The following is a 25984-nucleotide window of genomic DNA, read 5'->3' as shown; positions in this document are numbered from 1 at the left end:
GTTTCCCACCGGTAACCCCCAACCCGTCACCCGGGGAGGTGTGATGCGTCACCGTCTGCTGTCATCCGCCCTCACCGTCGTCCTCACCATCGCCACCGTCTCCACCCCGGCCACCGCCGGCCGGACCGCCGTCGAGCCGGCGAGCCTGGCCAACGGCTGCGATCCGGTCGACGCCGCGAGCTGCCTGCTGCCGTTCCCGAGCGACTACTACACGGTCGCCGACTCCAGAACGGCCACCGGCATCCGGGTCAACCTCCAGCGCTCCGCGATGCCGGAGAACATTTTCGGCACCAACATCAACCCTTGGGAGTGGAACCGCAACGACGGCTTCTCCCCCGGCTCGATGCTGCTGGTCCACGTACCGGGCATCGACCTCGCCGCGAGTGGCGTGGCCACCTCCGTCGACATCGCCCGGTCACTGGCCCCCGACGCGCCGATCGTGTTGATCAACACCGCCACCGGCGCCCGGCACCCGTACTGGGCTGAACTCGACGCGAACGCGGCCGGCAACCCCGGCCGGCAGGCGCTGATCATCCGTCCGGCGCGCAACCTCGACGAGGGCACGCGGTATGTGGTCGCGCTGCGCAACCTGCGGACCGCCAGCGGCGGCGCCATCGGCACCGAGCCGGTGTTCGCGAGCCTGCTGGCGCCGTCCGCCCCGAACGACCCGGCGTTGCACAGGCGCTGGGAGTACGCCCAACGCGCGCTCGGCTCGCTGGCCGCCGCGGGCATCGGCACCGCCGGACTGCACGTCGCCTGGGACTTCACCGTAGCGAGCCGGCGCAGCCTCACCGAGCGCGTGTTGCACATGCGCGACGAGGCGTTCGGCAGGCTCGGCATCTTCGCGCCGGTGTTCACAATCGACTCGACCACCGACTATCCGGATCCGGCGGCCGAGCCGTACCTGCAACGGCAGATCCAGGGCACCGTGTACGTCCCCAGCTACCTGAACAACACCCTCGGTCCGCCCGGATCCTGGCTGAACTACGGCTCCGACGGCCTGCCCGAACAGCTGAACGTCAACACCCAACTCGCGAGGTTCGTCTGCAACATCCCGCGCTCCGCCAGCGCCGCCAACCCGGCCCGACCCGCGCTGTACGGCCACGGCCTGCTGGGCGACCCCGCGGAGATCAATTCGGGCCGGCTGAAGCAGTACATGCTCGAACACAACACGATGTTCTGCGCCACGCCGTGGATCGGGATGGCCACCGAGGACATTCCCAATGTCATCTACTCGATCGGTGAGTTTTCCCAGTTCCCATCGATTCCAGACCGGTTGCAGCAGTCGTTCCTCAACTTCCTGTTCCTCGGCCGCGCGATGATTCACACGTGGGCCGGCTTCACCACCCGGTCCGCGTTCCGCGACGGCTCGGGTAAGGCACTGTCGAGGGCGGGTTCTGGCCAACTCGTATACCTGGGCAACAGCCAGGGTGGCATCCTCGGCGGCTCGCTCTGCGCGATCGCCAAGGACTTCACCCGCTGCTCGCTCGGTGTGCCGGCGGCGAACTACTCGACGCTACTCAACCGCAGCGTGGACTTCGACCAGTTCCTGCCGGTGTTCGACAATGCCTATCCGGACCCGGTGGATCGGCAGCTCATCTTCGGTCTCATCCAGATGGTGTGGGACCGTGGCGAGGCCAACGGCTACCTGCACCACCTGACGGCCGACCCGCTGCCCGGCACGCCGGCCAAGCGGGTGATCCTCGTCGAGGCGTTCGGCGACCACCAGGTGGCCAACATCGCGACCCAGGTGCAGGCGCGCACCATCGGCGCCCGGGTCCGCACGCCGATCCTCGCCCCCGGCCGGAGCATCGACGTGACGCCCTACTGGGGAATCCCGACGGTGTCGAACTTCCCGTACGCCGGCTCTGCGCTGGTCGTCGTGGACAGCGGTACACCGGCGCCGCCACCCGACAACCGGCCCAACACCGCGGGGGTGGATCCGCACGGCCATCCGGCCAACTCGCCGCAGATCCGGGCGATGATTGCCCACTTCCTGGACACCGGCGAACTCGTCGACACCTGCGGCGGCGCGCCCTGCACCGCGCCCGCCGGCTGAACAGGAATGGGCGGGTCCGGCGTGCGACGTGCGCGCCGGACCCGCTCCACGGGATCACCCAGGTTGTCAATTCGTGGCACGGTCATCAAGAGAATGCCATCTGCCGATCGACCACGATGGTCGGACGGGCGGGGGAGACGCCTACCCGTCCGGCTCTGTCAGGATGGTTGTCCGCGCAAGCTCTGACGGCTCTACGATCCACTGAACCGATCAACTAGCGTCACTAGCAATTGTGTGCACGGCAGGCGAAGGGACAACGGTGGTGCGGCGGTGCTGATCGGGGAGCGCTACCGATTATTGAACCTGGTGGGCCGGGGTGGTATGGGGCGGGTGTGGGTGGCCCGCGACGAACTCCTCGACCGGGACGTCGCCGTCAAGGAGATCCATCCGCCGGGATTCCTCGGCGATGACGAGCAGGACGACCTCGCCGCCCGGATGATCAGGGAAGCGCGCATCGCCGCGCGGCTGAACCACCCCAATGTGGTGAGCGTGCACGACGTGGTGAGTCACGAGGGCAGCCCGTGGATCGTCATGGAGTACGTCCCGTCCAAGTCGCTGCAGGAGGTGCTGCGGGCCGGACCGGTGGAGCCCCGGCGGGCCGCCGAGATCGGCCTGGCCGTGTTGACCGCGCTGACCGCGGCGCATCGCGCCAACGTGCTGCATCGGGACGTCAAGCCGGGCAACGTGCTGATCGCCGACGACGGGCGGATCATGCTTACCGACTTCGGTCTGGCCACCATCGAGGACGGCACCGACGGTCTCACCAGGACCGGCATGATCCTCGGCTCCGCCGAGTACGTGGCGCCAGAGCGGGCCGCCGAGGGTGTCTCCACGGTCGCCACGGACCTGTGGTCGCTGGGCGCCACGCTGCACGCGGCCGTCGAGGGAAAGTCCCCCTACGCCCGGTCCACCGCGATGGCCACGCTTACCGCACTGGCCACCGCGCCACCTGATCCGGCCCCGCACGCGGGACCACTGGAGCCGGTGCTCGCCGGACTGCTGCGCCGCGACCCCCGTCGCCGGCTCGCCGCCCTGGAGGTCGAACGGATGCTGCGCGCGGCCATCGGTGGCGCGGTCACCGACGCGCGCGCGGCGGAGGTCGGGCGGCGGGTGCGCGCGCTCCTCGACCAGACGGCAGCCCAGGCCGCGGGGGCAATTCCCGGGGCCACGGGGTCGCCCGTGGGACTGCAGGTCAGGCCGGACGGATCGTCGACCCCGCCCAGTTGGGCCGACCTCGGACGGCCGACCGAGACCGGCGGCGGGGACACGACCGGGCCTGCCCCGGACACCGATGGCCGAGGCCCGATCGAGATCTCGGATGACGATCCGGTCGCTTCGCGGCGCCCCCACCACCGCCGCTCGATCTGGCGCTGGTGGATCCCGCTGCTTGCGGCCGTACTCGCCATCCTCGCCAGCGTCGGCACGATCCTGGTGATCACCCTCGACGGGAATGACACTCCCGAGGACCGCGCCACCGCGCCGATGTGGACACCCGAACCGGGCGATGCCGGGCCGGATGGTGCCGACCGCCCTCCACCGCCGCACGGTCGGAAGCCCCCACCTCCGTTCGCCTGTCTACGCCCGGGTCAGTCGGAACGGACAGTGGCCACGACCCAACCTCCGTTCGGCGACACCTTCGACCCGCCCGGGGGCTGGACCTGGCATTTCGACGCGGCCGGCTTCCAGCTCGCGGTGCCGGTCGGCTGGCGCTACTTCCGGGAGGGCAGCGTCGCCTGTTTTCAGGATCCCCGGTCCAGCCAGGCCCTGAGTGTCGACCCAGCCGTCTCGTTGACGATCGATCCGGTGAGTCACTTCCGCGCCGAGGAGCAACGGGCCATCGGGGATGGGACGCTGCCGGACTACCAACGGATCGGGCTCACCGCACGCCGGGACAGAGCCGAGTGGGAGCTGCGCTGGACCGCGCCGCACGGTGAGCGGATGCGCAGCGTGCGGATGCTGTACGGGCGACCGGGCAAGCGGGCGTACGCGGTGGGTTGGGTCGCCCCGGACGATCTGTGGACAGACGTGGAGCCGGACGTGCTCCGGGCCAGCTTCCGCAGCTGAGGATCACCGACGGGATGGTGACCCGTGCCTCGATTACCGGCGATCCTTGGGGGAAGGGAGTGCCACCATGCCGGAGGAGAAGGTGGAGAAGTTCGGCGGCGACACCCCGCTCGGCCGCGCCGGACAGCCGGCCGAGCTGGCCCCGGCGTACGTCTTCTTCGCGTCCCAGGAGTCGAGCTACGTCAGCGGCGAGGTGCTCGGCGTGACCGGTGGGAAGCCACTGTCCTGACGAACGGGTCGGCCGGGGTTGGACCGGTTCAGAGCACCTGGGACAGGAACTGCCGGAGCCGGGGATGGCGCGGCTCGTCGAAGACCGCTGCCGGCGGCCCAGCCTCCAGCACCATGCCGCGGTCCATGAAGGCGACGGTGTCGGCGACCTGCCGGGCGAAGCCCATCTCGTGGGTCACCACGACCATGGTCATGCCACCGGCCGACAGATCGGCCATCACCGCGAGGACCCCCTTCACCAGCTCGGGGTCCAGCGCGGAGGTGGCTTCGTCGAAGAGCATCACCTGGGGTCGCAGGGCGAGCGCCCGGGCGATGGCGACCCGCTGCTGCTGACCACCGGACAGCTGGGCCGGGCGGGCGTCGGCCTTGTCGGCCAGCCCGACCCGGTCCAGTTGGGCCCGAGCCACCGCGTCGGCCTCGTCGGCGGCCAGCTTCTTGATCCGGCGCAGCGCCAGCGTGATGTTGCGCCGGACGGTCAGGTGCGGGAAGAGGTTGAACTGCTGGAACACCATGCCGATCCGCTGCCGCAACGCGTCCGGGTTGTCGGCGCGCACGCTGCGCCCGTCGAGCAGGATGTCTCCCCGGTCCGGCTCGATGAGCCGGTTGATCGTGCGTAGCAGGGTCGACTTGCCGGATCCGGACGGCCCGATGACGCACGCCGTCCCGCCCCGCGCCACCTCCAGCTCGGCACCGCGCAGCACCCGGTTGGCGCCGAAGGCGAGGTGCACGTCCCGGACGCTGAGGCTGACCGGGACCGCGTCCACGGCGGCCTCGTCCCCGGTCGCGGAGCGGTCCGTCGCGGTGGTCACGGTCGGGACGTTTGTCACGGGGGCGTTCCCCGGGTTCGCGCTCGTGGTGCCGGTCATCAGCGGTCCTCCCGTCGAGGAGTAGGCGGCGCGGCCTCGCCGGCCAGCGCCAGGTCGGTGTCGTCGTCCCCGGTCGGCGCGGGGGCGGGTCGACCGTCGCGCAGCCGGCGGTCGATCCAGTTCACCGCGTGGGTCAGCGGCACGGTGAGCACGAGATAGAAGAGCCCGGCCAGCAGCAGGGCCGACTCGTTGCCGGTGTTGGCCGCGTGGTCCTGACCGATCCGGAACAGGTCCCGCTGGCTGGCCAGCAGGCCGAGGAAGTACACCAGGCTGGAGTCCTTGATCAAGGAGATCAACTGGTTCACCCAGGCCGGCAGCACCCGGCGGATCCCCTGCGGGATGATCACCATGCGCATCGCCTCGCCCCAGGACAGGCCGAGCGCCCGGGCCCCCTCCAGTTGGGCTGCCTCGACGCTCTGGATGCCGGCCCGGAAGATCTCCCCGATGTAGGCGGCGGCGATAAGCGACAGCGCCAGGATGCCCAGCGGGTACGGGTTAGGTCCCCAGATCTCCATGCCGACCGGGGCCAGCCCGACCCCGATCAGCAGGATCGTCGCCGCCGCCGGCAGACCGCGGAACACGTCGGTGTAGACCCGCGCCGGCCAGCGCAACCATCGGGTACGGGCGAGGCCCGCGAAGGCGAGCAGCATCCCGAGTACGGAGCCGAGTAGGGCGGCGGAGACCGACAGCACAAGCGTGTTGCGCAACCCGACTTTCAGCATCTCGGGAAACGCCTGCTTCATGGCCGACCAGTCGAAGAAGGTCGACCACAACGTGCTCAGGACGTCCATCGGTCGGTCACCGCCTCCCTGCGTCGCGTACCGGTCAGGAAGCCGGCGTGGTCGTCGGGGTCACCGCGCCGGTCGGGGTCGCCGCGGCCCCGCTGGGGACGGCGACCGCGCCGCTGCCCGGCCTGAAGTCGGCCGGGATCGGCCGGCCCGGGTAGTACTGCTCCTGCAACCGGCTCCACGTACCGTCGGCGATGACCTCGTCGAGGGCCTTGTTCAGCGCCTCGCGCAGCGCGTCGTTGCCCTTCGCCACGGCATACGCGGTGGGCGCCGGGCTGAGTTCCTTGGCCGCCACCTTGATCTTGCCGCCGCTGTCGGCGGCGGACTTGTCGCCGATCTCGGCCGGGGCGATCCAGGCGTCGGCGGTGCCGGCCTTGAGCTGGTTGACGGCGCCGTTGTAGTCGGGCACCCGCACCGGGTCGAGGTTCTGCCTCGTGGCGTAGTCGTCCTGCACCGTGCCCTGCACGACGACCACCCGCTTGCCGCCGAGCTGGTCAAAGCCGGTGATCGACGAGCCGGCCGGCACGTCCAGGCCGAAGTAGCCGAAGTCGTAGCCGTTGCCGAAGTCCACGGTCTGCTTGCGCGCCTCGGTGATCGTGATGGACGAGCTACCGACGTCGAACTTGCGGTTGTTGACCTGCGACAGCAGGGCGGAGAAGTCGGTGCCGACGAACTCCACCCGCAGGTCGAGCTTCGCGGCGACCGCGGTGAGCAGGTCGTTGTCGAAGCCGGTGAACCTGCGGTCCTTCAGGAAGACGTTCGGCGGTGCGTCGGTAAGCGTGCCGGCGCGCAGTACCCCGGCCTGCACCAACTTGTACGGGTTGTCGGCCGAGGCGGCGTTGTCACCGCACCCGGTCAGCGTGGTGAGGCTGAGAACGACGGCCGCGCCAGCGGCGGCGGCCCTGGTCAGGATGGAACGGATGCGCATGGAGAACTCCAGGATCAAGCACGACCGGCCATGGGCACGGTCGATGGACGGCGCGCCGGATCGGCGTACCGGTGGGAAGGGGTTTCGCGGTTGCTGTTACGCCTGGCGGCGGCGACAGCCGGCGCTGTGCACCCGCATCAGGTCGACGTGCCGGCGTTTCACCAGCAGGGTCCGGACCGGGCGGGGTGGCGCCGCAGCGCGAGCAGACATGGTTCCTCCAGGTCGATGACCTGGAAACCAGGCCACGCTTGCACCGGGGATTGGCCGGTGCCTGGTCTTCACCCGGGGCACCCCACCGCGGAGGAGGGTTGCCGGCCAGCGAGCCGGGGCTTGACGCTGGCGCTCATGACCTGCGGGAAACGCTAGCAGCAGAACCGAGAAGATCGAATATGAGGCCGCTCACCCCGCTGACGGGAGGGATGTCGGCTCGGACCTCCGGCTGGTCGTACCCTCGTCGGGTCGGCTACCGGTCGTGAGGACGAGGACAGCGATGAGCCCTGGGCACCATCACCACACCGAGCGGGATCGCGAGACGATGTCCGGGACGGCCCGCCGGCTCACCCTGGCGCTGCTGATCCCGGCCGTGGTGCTGACCGCGATCGGCATGGTGCTGCTCTGGCCGCAGGACCCGCCGCAGACGCCGACGGGCGGGGAGACGGTCCGGGCCATGGGCACGGTGCTGGCCGTGACGCCCGAGGCGTGCCCGGAAAACCCCGAGCTGCCGGAAGCTCCGGAGGGCGAGGCCGCAACGGGGGTTCCGGCGCCGGTCTGCGGCACCGTCGCGGTGCGGATCACCGACGGTGCCGGTGCCGGCAGCCAGGTGGCGACCGAGATTCCGGCCGGCCCCGGGGCAGTCACCGTTTCCTCCGGCGACGAGGTGGTGCTGCTCCAAATCTCCGACGAGCCGGGGGGCGAGCCGACGTACTCGATCGTCGATCACCAGCGGTCCACCGGGCTGTGGCTGCTCGGCGCGGCCTTCGCCCTGGCCGTCATCGCGTTCGGCCGGTGGCGCGGGGTCACCGCGCTCGGTGGACTCGGCATCACCTTCGCGGTGCTGTTGCTCTTCATCGTCCCGGCCATCCTCGACGGCCGGTCCCCGGTGCTGGTGGCGGTGGTCGGCGCCGCGGCGATCATGCTGACCGTGCTGTACCTCACGCACGGTTTCACCATGACCACGACGGTGGCCGTGGCCGGCACGCTGGCCAGCCTGTCCATCACGGCGGTGCTGTCCGCGCTGTCCATCGCCGTCACCCACCTGTCCGGCATAGCGGACGAGGCCACCAGCTACCTGAACATCACCCAGGGTGATGTCAACATGCGCGGCCTGTTGCTGGCCGGCATCGTCATCGGGTCTCTCGGGGTGCTAGACGACGTGACGGTCACCCAGTCCGCCACGGTCACCGAACTGGCCCGGGCCAACCCCGCGTACGGCTTCCGCCAGTTGTACGGCGCCGCGACCCGCGTCGGCCGCGCGCACATCGCCTCGGTCATCAACACCATCGTGCTTGCCTACGCCGGGGCGTCGTTGCCCTTGATGCTGCTCTTCGCGGCCGGTAACACGCCCGTCGGCGAGCTGCTCACCACGGAGCTGATCGCCCAGGAACTCATCCGCAGCATGGTGGGGACGATCGGTCTGGTGTCCGCCGTACCGATCACCACCGCGCTGGCCGCGCTGCTCGCCACCCGCTGGGATCCCGGCGGGGCGGCCGTGGAGGCGGCGCCGGTCACCGCCACCGGTCCGGCGACCGGCGGAGTCGCGGGTCCGGCCGCCGCCCCGGCCGAGGTACCGCGGCAGACCGAGGCGCTGGGGGCGACACCGCAGCCACCTCCGACACCGGCCGGCACGCCGTGGCAGGACCCGTCCCCGCCGGAGGACCCGTGGGCGGCGTTCGTCGACCGGCACCCCGACGGCCCGCGCTGAGTCGACCCGTCCCACGGCATCCGACACGAGGCATTGCCGGCAATGGTTCGGCCGGTCCCCGTCACCCGCGGCGCCGTGTAGGGGGCCCCGAAAGACTTTGCGCTGCTGTAGCGGACGCAACACCTGTTGTCCGATTATCGGACGATCGGTGTTGCGTGGGTTGCAGCAGCGCAAAGGGAGCCCGACGCCCAGTCCCGGGGGCACCACGTAGGGCGGCGGGCACGTCCAGGGGCACCGGCAGGGGCGAGCAGCGGGGCTTGTCAGGGACAGCGGTGCCAGGCCGTGGTGAACAGGTCCGGGTCGCCGAAGTTGCCCGACTTGAGCAGCAGCGCCAGCCGTGGACCGGGATCCGGGACCATCCACGGCAGCCCGGGACCGACCGCCGGTCCCACCCGCAGCGCCCCCAGGCCCAGGCCGTGCACCACGGCGCCCGAAGTCTCCCCGCCGGCCACCAGCAACCGCCGGACCGCCAGGTCGGCCACCGCGCGGACGGCGATCTCCGCGGTCGCCGCCTCCAGCAGCTCGGCCGAGCGTCCGGCTCCGAGCCGGACCTCGAACTCGGCCACCTGCGCGGGATCGGCCGACGACGAGACCAGCACGGGCTCCTCCACCGACCGGTACGCCGCGTCCAGCGCCGCGAGGACACCGGCCACGGCGCCCGCGAAGTCGACGTCGAGGTCGACCGGGGACAGCGGGATCCGCGGGCCGGGAAACGTGTCGACCTGCTCCCGGGTACGCGCCGAGCAGCTCCCGGACAGGATCAGGCGCCGCCCGGCCGGCACCACCGGAACCACCCGGGCCGCCGGCAGGTCATTCCCAGCCGGCGCCGAACTGGAAGCCCGCGCCTCGCTTCCGGCCGGTGCCGAACTGGAAGCCACCGCTCCGCTCCCGCCCGACGCCGGACCCGGGGTCGACGCCGGGGCGGTGGCGCCGGACCGGGCCCGGGCCAGCGCGGCGGCCAGCCCGGCGGCGCCGCCCACCAGCGGTCGGGTCGGCCCCCGCAGCAGGGCGGCGGCGATCGTGTCCAGGTCGTCGTCGCCGACTGCGTCCGCGAGCACGTGTCGGGCACCGTCCCGGCGGGCGGCTTCGATGGCGGTGGCGACGCGGTCCGGGCCGGCGGCGACCGTCGCCCGGTCGACGAGCGCCACCCGCGCCGCGGTCTGCCGGCCGAGCACCCGGACGAGATCGGGGTCCCGCATCGGGGTGAGCGGGTGGTCGCGCAGCGGCGACTCGGACAGCAGCTGCCGGCCGACGAACAGGTGTCCCTGATAGACGGTGCGCCCCACCCGGGGCGTCGCCGGCGTTCCCACGCTGACCGGCGCCGTGCCGTCTCCGGCGACGAGGTCCGCCAGCGCGTCCGCCACCGGGCCGATGTTGCCGTCGTCGGTCGAGTCGAACGTCGAGCAGTACTTCTGGTAGAGCGTGGTGCAGCCGGCGTCCACCAGCCAGCGCCCGGCGGCGAGCGACTCGGCGACGGCGCGGTCCCGCGGCGCGGTGCGGGACTTCAGCGCGACCACCGCGGCGTCGCAGTCCGGCGGCGGCGCGCCGGGCGTACCGACGACAACGATCGCCGACCCGCCCGCCTCGCACACCGCGTCCGCGAGGTCGCCGGCGCCGGTGAGGTCGTCCGCGACGACCCCCAGCCAGGGGCGGGTCATCGGGCCGCCGTCCGGGCCGGTTCGCCAGCGCTCCGCTGGTCCGGCACCAGCGGCGCGACCACCACCTCGCGACAGACGGCCCGCAGCCGCTCCACCTGCGCGGCGCTCGCACCCGCGTCGATCACCACCGCGTCGACGGACGCCAGGTCGAGGAAGCGCATGGGCGCCCGCGCGGTCAGCTTGCCGTGATCCAGCAGCAGGATCACCCGCGCGGCACTGCGGGCCATGGCACGTTTGGTATCGGCGTCGGAGGCGTTCGCGGAGTAGACGCCGGTGGGCCCGGCCGCCGTCGCGGAGAGCACCGCGACGTCCACCGCGAGGTCTTCGAGGCTGGCCCGGGTGATCGGGCCGGTGAAGGACCGGGTCGCCGCGTGGTAGGCACCGCCCAGAGCGATCAGGTCGATGTCGGTGCGGGCGGCGCAGACCTGGATGACCGGGACGGAGTGGGTGACCACGGTCCGGCCGCCGGGCAACTGAGCGGCCATAGCGGCGACGGTGGTGCCCGCGTCCAGCGCCACCACGGCGTCCGACGAGACGAGCGGGACCGCCGCCCGCGCGACCGCCTCCTTCTCGGTGGGCGCGGCGTCCCGGCGCTCCTCGAACGGTGCGCCGGAGGCGGCGGTGGGCAGGCTGGCGCCGCCCGCGACCCGGTTCACGAGTCCTTCCGCGGCGAGTTGCCGCAGGTCGCGACGGATGGTCATCTCGGAAACGCCGAGCGCGGTCGCCGCGTCGCCGGAGGCGACGTAGCCCGCCTCGGACACCCGGCGCAGCAGTTCACGGCGTCGGTCCGGGGCCTGCGTGTAACGCACCCGTCCATCCAAGGACGCCCTCGGATGTTTGTCAATATACGAACAACTGACCTTGACCCGTTCGTTCGAAAGTGAACACAATGGGTCGGTGAGCTGCCTCGCCGTGGGCATCGACGTGGGGACGACCAATACCAAGGTCGCCCTCGTCATGGTGGACGCGACACAGCTTCGGGTGCGCGCCGTCGCCACCGCCCCCACGCCGGAGCCCGCGACGCTCAAGCCGGTCCTGCTCGCGCTGCTCCGGCAGGTGCTGACCGGATCCCCCGCCATCGAGGCGATCGGGATCGCCTCGATGGCCGAGACGGGTGTGCCGCTCGACCGGTCCGGCGTACCCCTCGGATCATGGTTGCGGTGGGACGGGCACCGCGCCGGCGCCGAGGCGGACGACCTGGCCCGGCGGCTCGGCTGGGCCGAACTGGTCGCCGCCACCGGCGTCCGACCCGCCGCCAAGGTGCCGCTCGCCACCTGGTCCTGGCTCCGTGCGCGGCAGCCGGACCGGTGGGCCGCGATGGCGGCCTGGGCCGGGGTGGCCGACCTCTGCTGCCGGCTGCTCACCGGACGCCTGGTCACCGACCACACGCTGGCCGGCCGCACCATGGCCTACCGGCTGCCGCGACCCGGCGACGCACCGCCGGCCGGCTTCGACAAGCATCTGCTGGCCGAGGTGGGACTGCACCCGAGGCGGCTGCCCGCGGTCGCCGGGCCGGACGAGGTCGCCGGTCACGTCGAGGACCCCGACTTCGTCGCCATCGGGCTGCCGGTCGGCACGCCGGTGGTGGTGGCCGGTCACGACCATGCCGTCGGCGCGTACGGCTGCGGGGTGCGCGAGCCCGGCGACGTCGCCGACTCGCTCGGCACGGCAGAGGCGATCATGTCCGTGGTCGCCGAACCGCCCGACCCGGTGGAGGTGGGCCGGGCCGGCATGAGCACCGTGGTGACGGTCAGCGGGCGGCACCGGGCCATCCTCGCCGGGTCGTCGAGTGCCGGCGCCACCGTCGGCTGGTGGCTGGCTCACGAGTCCGGCGGCATCGCCCCGGACGAGCTGTTCGACCGGGTGCTGGCCGCCGGTGACCAGCCGACCGGGGTGATCGTGCTGCCGTACCTGTCCGGACGGCAGGCTCCCGAGCCCGACCCGGCGGCCCGGCTGCGGGTGCTCGGGCGACGCCCGACGCACACCACTGCCGAGCTGGCCAAGGCCATGCTCGAAGGGCTGTGCCTGCAATCGCGGTGGATGCTCGCCGAGCAGTCCCGGCTCGCCGGCCGGTCGCATCCGGCCCGGGTAACGCTGCTCGGCGGTGCCGTCGCGGCCAACCCGGCCTGGGTGCGGATCAAGGCCCAGGTCCTGCCCGACGAGCTGCGGGTGGTGCCGGAGGCCGAACCGGTGGCGGCCGGCGCGGCGGTGATCGCCGCGGCCCGGGCCGGACTTGTGGGGCCGGTGGTGCCCACGCTCGACGGGCATCCGACCTCGCCGACCGGCACCGGCGGCACCGACTACGACGAGTCGTTCGCCCGGTTCGTGGCGTCCGCCACGGACCCGGATCAACAACGAGAGAAGGCAACGTGACGGCATCCGGAAGCTCGGCTCCCACGCTGGACGCCATCGCGCGACCATCCGGCGGGTTCGCCATGGTGGCGATGGACCAGCGGGAGAGCCTGCGGACGATGTTCGCCGACGTGGGCGCCGGCCCGGCCGACGACGCGCGGCTGGTCGACTTCAAGATCGCCGTCGCCCGCGCGCTCGGTCCGCTGGCGTCCGGGTTCCTCATCGACCGGGAGTTCGGCTTCGACCGGGTACGCGCCGGCATGCTGCCCGCCGGCTGCGGACTGATCCTCGCGGCCGACGCCCTGGCTCAGGAGCCAGGTCAACCCGTCGAGGACACCTGGATCGACGACGTGGTGGCGGACCCGGAGTACGACCTCACCGGCGTACAGGCGATCAAGCTGCTGCTGCTCTGGCGCCGCGACGCGCACCGGGAGGAACGCGTCGAACTGGCCCGCCGGTTCGTCGCGCTGGCCGCCGAGCGGGGCGTGCTGTCGGTGCTGGAACCGGTCGTGCGACCCACCCCCGACGAGCTGTCCGCCGGCCGGTGGGACGAGGACCGGGCCATCGTCGAGGCGGCCCGGGAACTCTCCCCGCTCCGCCCCAGCCTCTACAAGGCGCAGGTGCCGCGGCGCGGCAAGGGGACGCTCACCGAGCTCCGGCGCGCCGCCGAGGCGCTCGGATCGGCCATCGACGGGCCGTGGGTAGTGCTCTCCCAGGGCGTCGACCGGGACGATTTCCTGACCGCGGTGCGGGCGGCGTGCCAGGGCGGGGCCAGCGGGTTCCTCGCCGGCCGGGCGCTGTGGAGCGATGTGGTGGGCCGGCCGGATACCGACCGGGCGCTGGCGGATATCTCGGTGCCCCGGCTGGAGAAGCTGGTCGAGGTGGTCGACCGCGAGGCGACCCCGTGGCGGAAGGCGTGAGCCCGATGACGGAGGCCCCTGGGGCGGAAGCCAGCCCGATGACGGAGGCCTCCGTGGCGGTCGGCCTGCTGCACACCGTTCCCGCGCTGGCCACGACGTTCGACGACCTGATCCGCGCCACCGCGCCGGAGCTGCGGCGGATCCACCTCGCCGACGCCTGGCTGCTCGACACCGCCCGCCGGACCGGGGTCACCGACGCCGTCCGGGCGACCGTGCTGGACCACATCCGGCATCTCGAAACGCTCGGCGCGGCCGCGGTGCTGGTCACCTGCTCCTCGATCGGCGAGGCGGCCGAGGCGGCCGGCGCGGCGGTACGCGTACCGGTGATCCGGGTGGACGCGGCGATGGCCGACGAGGCGACCGCGATCGCCAGCGGACCGGAAGCCCGAGGCCGGATCGCGGTGCTGGCCACCCTGTCGTCCACCCTCGGACCCACCGGGCGGCTGGTCGAACGCGCGACCGGGGCCGCGTCGCGGCCCGTCGCGGTGACCGCCGACGTGGTGACCAGCGCCGCCGAGGCGCACGACGCGGGCGACCGCGACCGGGTGGACAGCCTGGTCGCCGCCGCCGTCAGCCGCGCCGCGGCCGAGGCGGACGTGGTGGTGCTGGCCCAGGCGTCGATGGCCCGCGCCGCGAAACTGGCCGAGGTCCCGGTGCCGGTGCTCAGCTCCCCGGCCGGTGGCGTGGCGGCGCTGCTGCACGCCGTCGGGCACGGTCAGGCGGCACCGTGAATCCCGGGGTGCACCTGCTGACGTACGCCGACCGGCTGGCCGGCGACCTGTCCGGCGTACGTCGGCTGCTGGTCGACGGGCCGCTCGCCGCCTTCTCCGGCGTACACCTGCTGCCGTTCTTCGTCCCGTACGACGGGGCCGACGCCGGCTTCGACCCGGTCGACCACGGCGCCGTCGATCCGCGCCTCGGCGACTGGGCCGACGTCCGGGCCCTCGCCGCCGGCGGCACGGTCACCGCCGACCTCATCGTGAACCACGTCTCCGCGAGTTCGGCCGAGTTCACCGACTGGATCGCGCACGGGCCCGCGTCCCGCTGGGACGGCATGTTCCTCACCTACGACACGGTGTTCCCGGCCGGTGCCCGGGAACGCGACATCGTGGCCATCTACCGGCCCCGGGTCGGCCTGCCGTTCACCCCGTACCAGCTCGCGGACGGCTCGCGGCGGCTGGTCTGGACCACGTTCATGCCCAGCCAGGTCGACCTCGACGTGCGCCATCCGGCGGCCGAGGCGTACCTGCGGCGGATCCTCGGCGTCCTGGCGGCCAACGGGATCGGCATCGTCCGGCTCGACGCGGTCGGGTACGCGGTGAAGACGCCCGGCACCGACAGTTTCATGACCGAGCACACGCTCGCGTTCGTCGAGCGGATCACCGCGATGGCGCGCGAATACGGCCTGCGGGTGCTGGTCGAGGTGCATTCCCACTACAGCCTGCAGCAACTCATCGCGCCACTGGTGGACTACGTCTACGACTTCGCGCTGCCCCCGCTGCTGCTGCACGCGCTGGGCACCGGCGACGTCAATACCCTGCTGCGCTGGCTGCGGATCCGGCCGACCAACGCGATCACGGTGCTCGACACGCACGACGGGATCGGGGTGGTGGACGCGGGTCCGGCCGGCGACCGGCCCGGCCTGCTGGACCACGCCCAGATGGCGGCCGTCTTCGACCGGGCAGGCCAGCTCACCGGTGGCGAGTCGGCTCGCGCGTCCCACCGGGTGGCCTGGGCCGCGCTGCCGCACCAGGTCAACTCGACATTCCTCAGCGTGCTGGGCGGCGACGCCACAGCGTACCTGCTGGCCCGGGCCGTGCAGCTCTTCCTGCCCGGGCTGCCGCAGGTCTACTACGTCGGGCTGCTGGGCGGCACCAACGACATGGCGCTGTTCGAGCGCACCGGCCAGGGGCGTGACGTCAACCGGCACCACTACGGCCCCGACGAGGTCCGGGCCGCGCTCGGCAGCAGCCTCACCCAGGCACAGCTCGCGCTGGTCGGGCTCCGCTCGCACCATCCCGCGTTCGACGGCGAGTTCACCTTCGCCGGGCGGGGTCCGCACGGAATCGAACTGGCCTGGACCCACGGCACCGCGCGGGCCGTGCTCACCGCCGACCTGACGCCCGGGGCGCCCGCCTTACGGCTGGTCACCGACGACGGGCGGGGCACCGGCACCGCGACGGACTCGGTGCCCGAGGTGGCCGGCGCCGCTCGGATGTGGGACCGATGACCGTACGCGACCTGACGGGTCCATGGTGGACGGTGCGCGAGGCGTTGGGCGAGACCTGGCGCTGGTACGTCGACGCACCGCTGGACGAGTGGCACAACAACGTGGCGACCGCCGCCGACCGGGGCCGGTCCGCGCCCGGCTGGTGGCCGGCCACCGTACCGGGTTCGGTGGTCACCGACCTGTGGCGGGCCGGTGAGCTGCCGGACCCGTACCGGGGGCGGAACAGCCGGGCCGCCGAGTGGACCGGCGACCGCTCCTGGGTCTACCGCCGGGCCGTGGACCTGCCGGCGCTGGCCGACGACGAGTGGGCGGTCCTGGAGTTCGACGGCATCGACCCGTCCGGGACGGTGTTCTGGGACGGCCGGCCGCTTGGCCGGGTTCCCGGTCTCTACCGCAGCGCCCGGTTCTCGCTGCCGGCCGACGCCGCCGCGCCCGGGCCGCACCGGCTGGCGGTCGTGGTCGACCCGGTGCCGCCGTCGCAGCCGCAGGTGGGCCGGACCGAACTGGTCCGCACCCACCGGCCCCGGATGACCGAGGGCTGGGACTTCTGCCCGCGCCTGCCGCACCAGGGCATCTGGCGCGACGTCCGGCTGGTGGTCGGCGCGGCGCAGTTGGCCACTGTTTCGGTCACCGCCCGGCTCGACGCCTCCGACAACGGCGTGGTCACGTTCACCGGGTCGGTGGAAACGAGCGGTGACCGTCCCGTGCCGGCCGACGTCACCCTTCTCGACACGGCCGGCCGGGTGGTGGCCGCCGACCGGGTCGAGGTCACCGAGGACTTCCGGGTGGACCTGACGATCCCCGAACCCGAGCTGTGGTGGCCGCGGGGGTTCGGCGCTCCGACGACGTACACCGCCCGGTTGTGCCTGGCGGGGGCGGCGGAACCGGCGTGGCAGGGACTGGTCGGCTTCCGGCGCGCCACCCTGGTGGCCAACGCCGGCGCTCCGGCGCCGGCGCTCGGATACACCGCGCTGGTCAACGACACCGTGGTGCCGCTGGTCGGGTGGAACTGGGTGCCGGCCGACGCGCAGTACGGCTCGGTCGACCCCGAGCGGGTGCGGCACCTCGTCGACCTGGCGGCGCGCTCCGGCGCCCGGATCCTGCGAATCTGGGGCGGTGGGCTGGTCGAGACCGAGGAGTTCTACGCCGCGTGCGACCGGGCCGGGCTGCTGGTCTGGCAGGAGTTCTCGCAGTCCAGCTCGGGTATGCAGAGCGCGCCGGCCACCGACGCGGAGTTCGTCGCGCTGATGGCCGAGGAGGCGGCGGCCGTCGTGCCGGCCCGGGCGCACCACCCCTCGCTGCTGGTCTGGGGCGGCGGGAACGAACTGGACGCCGACGGGGTGCCCTTGACCGAGGAGCGGTCACCGGTGCTGACGGCGCTGCGGGACACCGTACGCCGGCTGGATCCCGACCGGGCCTGGCTGCCCACCTCGCCGTCCGGCCCGGTGTTCCACAATCGGCTCGACGTGATCGCCGCCGCGCCCGGGGATCAGCACGACGTGCACGGGCCGTGGGAGCACCAGGGGCCGCGCGAGCAGTACACGCTCGCCAACGCCGGCACGTCCCTCGCGCACACCGAGTTCGGGGTGGAGGGCATGACGAACCGGCGGGTGCTGGACCACCTGCTGCCCGAGGCGGACCGGTGGCCCGCCGACCGGACCAACCCCGCGTACCGCCACCTCGGCGACTGGTGGATCAACACGCCGCTGGTGCAGGAGAGCTTCGGGCACCGGCTCACCGATCTGGACGCGGTCCTGCGGGCCAGCCAACTGCTCCAGGCGACCGGACTGGCGTACGCCGTCGAGGCCGACCGGCGACGGTTCCCGGCCTGCTCGATGGTGCTGCCGTGGCAGCTCAACGAGTCGTACCCGAACGCCTTCTGCACGAGTTGCGTGGACCATCGGGGCGAGCCGAAGCCGGCCTTCCACGCGGTGGCCCGGGCGTTCGCGCCGCGCCGCGTCACCGCGCGGGTGCCGACCTCGGTCTGGGCTGGCGCGGAGCGGCTGACAGCGCAGCCGTGGGTCTGGGCGGACCGGGGTGTCGGGTCGGGAAGCCGGGTCTCCGCGCGGCTGCTCACGGCAGACGGCACGGTCCTCGGCGAGCGGCGGTGGCGGATAGACGATCCGGTCCGTCACCCCCGGCCGGTCGGCACGATCGAGGTGACCGCCGCCGACGTGCCGGGCGAGGCGGTGGTGGTGTGGGACCTGCGTTGGGAGTCGGCGGACGGTCAACCGATCGACCGGGAGGCGGTGCTGGCCTGCACCGGTGCGGATTTCGCGCCGCTGCTCGACCTGCCCGCCGCGACCCTCGACGTGCGCGCGGGCGGCGGCGGCGTCGAGGTCACCCACCGGGCCGGGCCGACCGTGGTCGGCCTGCGCGTCGTCGACGACCGGCCGGTCGACGCGCCGGGCTGGCTGGTCGCCGACGGCGATCCTCGGCCGCTGCTGCCCGGCGAGACCCGCACCTTCGCGGTGCACCACCGGCCGCCGGGCGGGCACCCCGAGCCGGTGCTCGGGACGGCCGCCGGAGCCCCGTCGCCGGCCGCCGTGCGGGTCGAAGCCTGGAACACCGAGCCCGTCACCCTCGACCTGCCCGGCACCCTCGATCTGGAGGACCAATGACGACCACCTTCCCGGCCGGGTTCCTGTGGGGCGCGGCGACGTCCGCGTACCAGATCGAGGGGAGCCTGGGCGCCGACGGGCGGGGCCGCTCGGTGTGGGAGACCTTCGCCGCCCGGCCGGGGGCCGTGGAAGGCGGCGGCGACGGCTCGCGGGCCTGCGACTCGTACCGGCGGTGGCGCCGGGACGTGGACCTGATCGCCGGGCTGGGACTGTCCGCGTACCGGTTCTCCGTCTCCTGGGCGCGGATCGTGCCGGACGGGCGTGGCCGGATCGAGGCGCGCGGCCTCGACCACTACGAACGATTCGTCGACGCGCTGCTCGACCGGGGGGTGACCCCGGTTCTCACGCTCAACCACTGGGACATGCCGGACGCGCTGATGACCGACGGCGGCTGGGTCGATCGGTCCAGTGTGGACGCCTTCACCGAGTTCGCGGCGGCGGTCGCCGACCGGCTCGGTGACCGGGTCGGCTGGTGGATCACCCAGAACGAGCCGTGGATCATCGCGTTGCTGGGCTACCAGCTCGGCCTGCACGCCCCCGGCATCCGGGACCTGCGCGGGTCCGTTGCGGCCGGGCACCACGTCCTGCTCGGCCACGGCGCCGGCGCCGACGCCATCCGGGAGCGGGCGTCCGGGGCGCGGGTGGGTTGCGCACTGAGCCTGTTCCCGTGCGACCCGGCCAGCGGCGAGCCGGCGGACCGGGCAGCCGCCTGGGGATCGGACGGGTACGTGAACCGGTGGTACCTGGATCCGCTGCTCGGTGCGGGCTATCCGGCCGACATGTGGGGGCACTACGAGCGGGCGCTCGGCGGTGGTCTGGAGGACATCATCCGGCCCGGTGACGTCGAGCGGATCGGCGGCCGCAGCGACTTCCTCGGCGTCAACTACTACACCCGGCGGGTGATGGCGGCGGCGCCCACCGGCCCGGACCGGCCGTTCCCGTGGCGGGTGGTGGGGCCGTCCGGCGACGTGCGGCGCACCGACGAGGGCTGGGAGGTGGCCCCGGACAGCCTGCGCGACCTGCTGATCCGGCTGCACCGGGACTACCCCGGCGTGCCCATGATGATCACCGAGAACGGCGGCGTGTACGGCGACACGCCGACCCACGACGGGCTGGTGCACGACGGGCGGCGGACCGCCTTCCTGATCGACCACCTGCGCGCGGTCGCCGAGGCGATCGAGGCGGGGGCCGACGTCCGCGGCTACCTGCACTGGTCGCTGCTGGACAACTTCGAGTGGGCGCTCGGCTACCGGCCCCGGTTCGGGCTGGTGCACGTCGACTACCCGTCCGGCCGGCTCACCGTCAAGGACTCCGGCCACGCGTACGCGCGGATCGCCGCCACCGGCCGGCTTCCCGAGGCCGGCCCTCCCGTGACCCCGTTCGGCTGACCTCCGACACCGATCAGTGCAAGGAGCCTCTCGATGCAGTTCACCTCCGGGCCCGGCGTCCACACCATCACCGCGGCCCGATACCTGTTGCAGGTACGCGTCCCGCAGCGGGTCGCCGTGCTCGCCGATCCGGACGGCCGGATCTGGTCGCGGCTCAGCCTGCTCGGCTCGGTGGACCGCGCCGACCTGCCGGACGAGTCGTTCGACCTCGGCGAACCGGAGGTGACCGCCGGGTCGGTCGACGGCGCCGACGTGGTCGAGGTGACCATGGCCTGCCGCAGCACCGCCTGGTCGGCCAAGTCGGTGCTGCTGCGCTGCCACTCCGACCGGGTGGAGGTGTCGGTCCACGTCGAGGGCTCCGGCCCGCTCGGCGAGGTGCGGCTGCTCGGCGGTCGCGCCATCCTGCCGACCGGCGCGTGCGGCACTTTCCGCTCCTCCATCGAACACGCCTCGGTGTTCAACCCGACCCCGACCGAGCCGGTGCAGGTGGTCCGGCCGGCCGCCGCCGGTGTCGCTCTCGGCGTCGTCGGCGACGCGTCGCCCGGCCGGCTGCACGGCATCTTCTCGCCGCCGCCGCTGTGCCTCGCGTTCGGTCGGGAACCCGCCCGGCACGCCACGCACGTCCCGGACGGCGGCTGGCTCACCGCCGGGCTGGTGGCCGCCGTCGAGGATCTGCGCTTCACCGAGCTGCGGTACGACCCGGTGGACGGCGGCTTCCTGCTCGAACTCGACTACGACGGGCACACCGAGGTGACCGGCTCGTTCGTCACCCCCACGGTGGTGCTCCGGCCCGCGGCGGACCCGTGGCGGGGGCTGGCGGAGTACCGGGAGGATCTGGTGGCGCGGGGGTTCGCGCCGGCCGGACCGGTGGCGGCGCCGGCCGACTGGTGGACCGAGCCGATCTTCTGCGGCTGGGGGGCGCAGTGTGCCGCCGCGCCGATCCCGGGCCAGCCGATGTCCCACCCGTACTATCTGGACGATCTCGGCCCGGCGGTGGTGCCGGACGGGCTGCCGGTCGCCTTCGACCTGGCCCGGCAGGACCGGTACGACGGCTGGCTGGAACGGCTCGCCGCGCACGGGGTGGTGCCGGGCACGGTGGTGATCGACGACCGCTGGCAACTGGCGTACGGAACCGGCGAGCCGGATCCCGAGCGCTGGCCCGACCTGCGCGGCTGGATCGCCGAGCGGCACGCTGCCGGTCAGCGGGTGCTGCTGTGGTGGAAGGCGTGGGACCCGACCGGGCTGCCGGCGGCGGAGTGCGTGACCGACCCGGCGGGGGTGCCGATCGCCGTGGATCCCGGCAGTCCGGCGTACCGGGAACGGCTGGCCCGCATGGTGTCCTGGCTGCTGGGTCCGGACGGTTTGGACGCGGACGGCTTCAAGATTGACTTCACCCAGCGGGCCCCGGCGGGCCGCGGGTTGCGGCGGCCCGGGGCGACGCCGGACGCGCCCTGGGGTGTCGCGGCCCTGCACCGGATGCTCGACACGCTGTACCGGGCTGCCAAGGCGGCCAAGCCCGACGCCCTGGTGGTCACCCACACGCCGCACCCCGGCTTCGCCGACGTGTGCGACATGGTGCGGCTCAACGACGTCCTGGAACGGGACCCGCAGGGCGGCGTGGTCCCGGCCGCGGACCAGCTCGCCTTCCGGCACGCGGTGGTCACCGCCTCGCTGCCGGAGCATTTGGTCGACACCGATCAGTGGCCGATCGCCGACCGGGTCGAGTGGCGGGGGTACGTCGAGGCGCAGCACCGGCTCGGGGTACCGGCGCTCTACTACGTCGACCGGATCGACCGCTCCGGCGAGGAGCTGACCGACGACGACCTGGCCCTGGTGGCCGGCACCTGGCGGGACTACCGGGCCGGGCAGGCGTCCAGCGCGGCGTCCAGCAGCGCCCGGCCGCCGCTGGTCAACAGCCAGGGCGCGAGCCCGTCGGCGCCGAGGAACAGGCCGATCCGGGACGCGGGCGCCACGGTTCCGTCGGCGAGGCGGGCCCCGGCCGGGTAACGGAACAGTGCCGGCCGGTCCTCGTCGACCACCCGCGCCACCACCCGCGCGTCCGGTCCCACCACCGCGGTGGTGAGCTTCGCCGGGCCGCGGTACACCGGCACGACGCCGTCGAGGCCGGCGGCGAGCGGGTCGTCGGGGGCCACGATCCGGACCCGGTGCCGGGCCAGCAGGACCTCGTGGCTGCGGGCGAGACCGAGCGGCACGAGACCGTGCCAGGCCAGCAGGGGTACGTTCGCTCGGGCCACTGTCTCGATCGCCGGATCGGTGGCGCCCCGGGTGACGAGCACGACGGCGGCATCGGCGAGGTCGCCGGGTTGCGGCTCGGCGCGGCGCCGCACCCGGTGGCCGCGCCGGCCGAGCAGCTCGGTGAGGGCCTCGTCGCTGGCGGTCCGCCGGGCGCCGGTGACCAGCAACGCCACCGGGCGGTCGCCTGCGGGGCCGTCGCCCGCCGTGGTCGCGTCCGGCACCGCTGCCGTGTCGGTCGCCCGTGCCGATTCCGGCACCGCTGCCGTGTCGGTCGCCGGTGCCGTTCCCGTCGGCAGGTCGTCGTCCCCGGATCCGGGCGGTCGGGTCCGGTCCAACACGTCCCGCACGAACGGCGGAATGATGGAACGCAGCACGTTGGCGTAGTGGCTCTCGGCCGCCGCGAGCGCCCGCCGGGTCTCGTCCCGCCGTTCGGTGATCCGTTCGCCCGCGGACCCCGCCGGGGCGGCCCCGGTGCCGGCGGCGGTCGCTGCCGCCAGCAGGCGTACGGCGGACAGCCCGGCCTCCGCCATGGCGCCCGCCGCGGCCAACCATGGTCGGAGCGCGGTCACCAGCGGCTCCGGCTCCACCGCGGCGCGGCTGCGCACCGCCAGCTCGTCGAGACGGGCGGTGAGGAGTTCGACGGCACCGGTCCGCCCGGCGAGTGTGCCGTCCACCGCGTCCACCAGTTCGGCGTCCTGGTCGGCGCTCGGTGGCCAGGACGCGCAGACCCGGACCAGGGGGGCCAGGTCGGCCGCCCCGGTGCCGGCGACCAGCGGGAGGGCCCGCTCGGCGGACTCGGTGGGGTGGTAGCCGGACGGATCAACCGACCAGTCGGCCACGGACACCAGCGGGATCCGGGACGGCACGGCCTGCACCATCGGGTTGGTGAGCACCCCGGCCAGGGCAGAGCCGGCGAGGTCGGCGGGCCGGCCGGTCAGCGGGCCGAGGAAGAGCCGGCTCGGTTCGAAGTCGTTCACCGGGAAGTTGTCCCACAACACGAGGCGGCGTCGATAGCTGGCCGCCGCCCGGTCGATGTCGTCACGGCTCACGTCGCCGACCACGATGTCCCGACCGGTCCAGGCGACAAGGACGTCCGGCGGGGCGGTCCGCGCGAAGTGCCGGCGGTAGTCGGTGTCGTCGGTCCCGGCGTAGTCGGTCGGGCAGACCAGCAGCGGTTCCCGGATGCCGTGCGGGGCGAGGAAGTCGGCGACGAACCGGGCGCAGGTCTCGCCATGCGCGGCCCCCGACGCACCCGACCCGGGCCACCGCTCCAGTTCCTCCGGCCGGGACAGCTCGATGGGTACGTCGTCGAAGAACACGGCGAACGACCGGATGCCGGCGTCGTACACCTGGATGGCCTTGTCGACGAGCGCCCGGTGATCCCCGTCGTCGGTGAACCGCATGCTGAGTCCCGGGCTGATCGCGTAGACGAACCGGATGCCCAGTCCGTGGGCGGTCGCGGCCAACTCGGCGAGCTGGGTGAGTTCGCTGTGCGGGTATGGCTCGCGCCATCGCGCCCGGTGGTGCGGGTCGTCCTTCGGCGCGTACACGTACGTGTCCAAGCCGATCCGGGCGGAGAACTCAAGGTGTGCCAGCCGCTCGGCGTGCGGCCACGGTGGACCGTAGAAACCCTCCACGGTGCCACGCATCGACAGCTTTGGCTTTTCGCGAATGGCGGAAGAAGTGACTGAGGGGGAGGCCGACATCATGGGAACGTTATCAGCGGCCTCTCGCCTTTTCTAGAAACACTTGTCCTGGTGGAAATAACCGAACTTCTCACGATGGGATGGAATCGATACCATGCCCGGCATGACGGAGTCGCCCGTATCCGAGATAGCGCCCGGCATCTTCCGCGTAGCCGACACCTGCAACGTCTACGTGGTGTGTTCCCCGGCGAACGCCGACGAATCCGCGGCTCGCGGACGCACCGCCTTCACCATCGACTTCGGATCCGGCCTGGTCCTCGATCATCTGCACGAGATGGGTGTCGACCGGATCACCGACGTCCTGATGACCCATCACCATCGAGATCAGGGACAGGGCCTCCCCCGCGCCGTCGCCGAGGACATCCGGATCCATGTCCCGCCGGTGGAACGGGACCTGTTCGCCGACGTCGAGGAGATGTGGCAGGGCCGCACCCTCTACAACGACTACAACCTGCGACAGGACAAGTTCTCGCTGCTGGAGTCCGTACCGGTGCACGACGTCGTCCCCGAGTACCGGTCCCGGACGTACGCCGGGACGCCCGTCGAGGTGGTACCCACCCCGGGCCACACCACCGGATCGGTCAGCTATCTCGTCGAGCGGGACGGGCGTCGCCTGGCCTTCACGGGGGACCTCATCTACGCCCCCGGCAAGGTCTGGTCGCTGGCCGCCACCCAATGGTCGTACGTCGACAATGAAGGCCCGGCGATGACCGTGCTGAGCTGTTACCAACTCATGGAACGCGACCTGGACCTGCTGCTGCCCTCGCACGGCGAGCCGATGGGCCGGCCGCAGCTCGCCCTCGCCCAGCTAGCCACCCGGATGAGCCGGTACGTCGACTCCCGCCGGCCCTACCCGTGGGACCTGCGGGACCGCCTGGACAACCCGTTCACCCCGCTCACCGAGCACCTGCTGCTCAACCGGAGCAGCAACTCCTGCAGCTACGTGCTGCTGTCCGAGACCGGCGCGGCCCTGTTCTTCGACTACGGGTACGACATGACCACCGGCCTGCCGGCCGGCGGCGACCGGGCGTCCCGCCGTCCCTGGCTCGCCTCGCTCCCGGCGCTGCGGCGCAACCACGGCGTGACCGCGGTGGAGGTGGCGCTGCCCACGCACTACCACGATGATCATGTGGCCGGCCTGAACCTGCTCCGCGACGTCGAGGGCACCCAGATCTGGGCCCCCGCCAACGTGGCCGGGATCCTCAAGGCGCCGATGGTCCAGGACCTGCCGTGCACCTGGTACGACCCGATCCCGGTGGACCGGCAACTCCCCCTCGGCGAGAGCTTCACCTGGCACGAGTACGAGATCACGGTGCACGACCTGCCGGGACACACCCGCTACGCCGCGGCGTACGAGTTCGTGGTGGACGGGGTCACCGTGCTGGTCACCAGCGACCAGCAGGTGGGGACGGGGGTTCCGGGAGGGCGCCGGGAGGTGCTCAACTACCAGTACCGAAACCGGTTCCGGATCGGGGACTACCAGGCGAGCGCGGACCTGTACCGCCGGGTGGCGCCCGGCCTGATGGTGTCCGGTCACTGGTCGCCACGGTGGGTGACGGACGACTACCTCGACATGCTCACCCACGAGGGCGAGGAGCAGGTCCGCATCCATCACGACCTGCTCCCGCTCGAAGAGTACGAGTTCGGCGCCGATGGCGTACTCGCCAGGATTGCGCCTTACTACTCGCGGGCGGAGACTGGAGCGGTCGTGCGCTTCCGGGTCGGCGTAACCAACCCGCGCCCCTCGACCGAGAAGGCGGTGGTACGTCTCGTGCTGCCGGTAGGCTGGGTCGCCGTGCCGGACGTCGCATCGATCTCGCTGCCCCCGCTGGGCAGGGAAGAGGTCGAGGTCGAGGTGACGGTGGGCGGGCCGACGCGGCGCCGGGCCAGAATGGCTGTCGATGTGAGCATCGGCGACCTCCGACTGGGCCAGCACGCGGAGGCGTTGGTGGACGTGACCCACAGCGGGTCGACGTGACGATGGCTGGACAGGTGGCCG

General features: G+C 72.8%; 16 protein-coding genes, 1 pseudogene and 1 riboswitch. Of the genes and pseudogenes, 11 read left to right on the top strand and 6 right to left on the bottom strand.

Annotation, left to right across the window (positions count from 1 at the left end; genetic code table 11):
• Window positions 1-43: 43 nt before the first annotated feature.
• The 3 genes and pseudogenes from ACFQUZ_RS23535 to ACFQUZ_RS23525 form a co-directional block, all read left to right on the top strand.
• Window positions 44-2059: a hypothetical protein gene (locus ACFQUZ_RS23535; RefSeq protein ID WP_377445909.1), complete on the top strand. Its 2016-nt coding sequence runs from the start codon at window positions 44-46 to the stop codon at window positions 2057-2059.
• Between the two features lie 270 nt (window positions 2060-2329).
• Entirely contained in the window at window positions 2330-4123 is a 1794-nt protein-coding gene (locus tag ACFQUZ_RS23530; protein WP_377445908.1) for a protein kinase, read from the top strand.
• A gap of 61 nt (window positions 4124-4184) precedes the next feature.
• Window positions 4185-4352, top strand: a pseudogene (locus ACFQUZ_RS23525) (SDR family oxidoreductase); the annotation flags it as partial.
• 28 nt (window positions 4353-4380) lie between these two features.
• On the opposite strand, the gene ACFQUZ_RS23520 reads toward ACFQUZ_RS23525, so the two are convergent.
• From ACFQUZ_RS23520 to ACFQUZ_RS23510, 3 genes are read right to left on the bottom strand one after another with little or no spacing between them, the layout of a single operon-like run.
• Window positions 4381-5217, bottom strand: a complete 837-nt coding sequence (locus tag ACFQUZ_RS23520) for an amino acid ABC transporter ATP-binding protein (protein ID WP_377445906.1) — start codon at window positions 5215-5217, stop codon at window positions 4381-4383.
• Window positions 5217-6008, bottom strand: coding sequence for an amino acid ABC transporter permease (locus ACFQUZ_RS23515; RefSeq protein ID WP_377445904.1), 792 nt, complete (start codon window positions 6006-6008; stop codon window positions 5217-5219). Before ACFQUZ_RS23515 ends, ACFQUZ_RS23520 begins: the two co-directional genes overlap by 1 nt.
• Window positions 6009-6042: 34 nt before the next feature.
• On the bottom strand, window positions 6043-6933 hold the full coding sequence (locus ACFQUZ_RS23510; RefSeq protein WP_377445903.1) for an ABC transporter substrate-binding protein: 891 nt from the start codon (window positions 6931-6933) through the stop codon (window positions 6043-6045).
• Between the two features lie 239 nt (window positions 6934-7172).
• A riboswitch (SAM riboswitch) is annotated at window positions 7173-7284 on the bottom strand.
• 139 nt (window positions 7285-7423) lie between these two features.
• Here ACFQUZ_RS23510 and ACFQUZ_RS23505 point away from each other — a divergent pair.
• Window positions 7424-8854 (top strand): YibE/F family protein, encoded by a 1431-nt coding sequence (locus tag ACFQUZ_RS23505; protein ID WP_377445902.1) that lies wholly within the window; start codon window positions 7424-7426, stop codon window positions 8852-8854.
• Window positions 8855-9114: 260 nt separating this feature from the next.
• On the opposite strand, the gene ACFQUZ_RS23500 is transcribed toward ACFQUZ_RS23505, so the two are convergent.
• Window positions 9115-10512, bottom strand: a complete 1398-nt coding sequence (locus tag ACFQUZ_RS23500; protein ID WP_377445900.1) for a four-carbon acid sugar kinase family protein — start codon at window positions 10510-10512, stop codon at window positions 9115-9117.
• Window positions 10509-11321 carry a DeoR/GlpR family DNA-binding transcription regulator gene (locus tag ACFQUZ_RS23495; protein WP_377445899.1) on the bottom strand — a complete coding sequence of 271 codons (813 nt, stop codon included), beginning with the start codon at window positions 11319-11321 and terminating at the stop codon, window positions 10509-10511. The genes ACFQUZ_RS23500 and ACFQUZ_RS23495 overlap by 4 nt, the downstream gene beginning before the upstream one ends.
• Window positions 11322-11409: 88 nt before the next feature.
• Between ACFQUZ_RS23495 and ACFQUZ_RS23490 the strand changes: the two genes are divergently transcribed.
• Genes ACFQUZ_RS23490 through ACFQUZ_RS23465 form a run of 6 tightly spaced genes read left to right on the top strand, consistent with a single transcriptional unit; the run spans window position 11410 to window position 20023 of the window.
• A complete protein-coding gene (locus ACFQUZ_RS23490; RefSeq protein ID WP_377445898.1) occupies window positions 11410-12885 on the top strand; it encodes an L-fuculokinase in 1476 nt (491 codons plus the stop codon).
• Window positions 12882-13784, top strand: coding sequence for a hypothetical protein (locus ACFQUZ_RS23485; RefSeq protein WP_377445896.1), 903 nt, complete (start codon window positions 12882-12884; stop codon window positions 13782-13784). Before ACFQUZ_RS23490 ends, ACFQUZ_RS23485 begins: the two co-directional genes overlap by 4 nt.
• A gap of 38 nt (window positions 13785-13822) precedes the next feature.
• Window positions 13823-14515, top strand: coding sequence for an aspartate/glutamate racemase family protein (locus ACFQUZ_RS23480; protein WP_377445895.1), 693 nt, complete (start codon window positions 13823-13825; stop codon window positions 14513-14515).
• The gene (gene gtfA, locus ACFQUZ_RS23475; RefSeq protein ID WP_377445893.1) at window positions 14512-16014 is read left to right on the top strand and encodes a sucrose phosphorylase; all 1503 of its coding nucleotides are present in this window, start codon (window positions 14512-14514) and stop codon (window positions 16012-16014) included. Before ACFQUZ_RS23480 ends, gtfA begins: the two co-directional genes overlap by 4 nt.
• Complete coding sequence (locus ACFQUZ_RS23470; protein ID WP_377445892.1) at window positions 16011-18635, top strand: glycoside hydrolase family 2 protein; 2625 nt, start codon at window positions 16011-16013, stop codon at window positions 18633-18635. Before gtfA ends, ACFQUZ_RS23470 begins: the two co-directional genes overlap by 4 nt.
• Entirely contained in the window at window positions 18632-20023 is a 1392-nt protein-coding gene (locus ACFQUZ_RS23465; protein ID WP_377445891.1) for a GH1 family beta-glucosidase, read from the top strand. Before ACFQUZ_RS23470 ends, ACFQUZ_RS23465 begins: the two co-directional genes overlap by 4 nt.
• A gap of 1853 nt (window positions 20024-21876) precedes the next feature.
• Here ACFQUZ_RS23465 and ACFQUZ_RS23460 read toward each other — a convergent pair.
• Complete coding sequence (locus ACFQUZ_RS23460; RefSeq protein WP_377445889.1) at window positions 21877-23928, bottom strand: beta-N-acetylglucosaminidase domain-containing protein; 2052 nt, start codon at window positions 23926-23928, stop codon at window positions 21877-21879.
• 160 nt (window positions 23929-24088) lie between these two features.
• Here ACFQUZ_RS23460 and ACFQUZ_RS23455 point away from each other — a divergent pair, with 160 nt between their 5' ends.
• A complete protein-coding gene (locus ACFQUZ_RS23455) occupies window positions 24089-25963 on the top strand; it encodes an MBL fold metallo-hydrolase (protein ID WP_377445887.1) in 1875 nt (624 codons plus the stop codon).
• Window positions 25964-25984 lie beyond the last annotated feature (21 nt).

The sequence above is a fragment of the Plantactinospora sp. GCM10030261 genome (assembly GCF_042666615.1).
Taxonomy (GTDB): domain Bacteria; phylum Actinomycetota; class Actinomycetes; order Mycobacteriales; family Micromonosporaceae; genus KBS50.
Note: the sequence above shows the minus strand (reverse complement) of the source record. Positions and strands in the feature narration are given on the sequence as shown.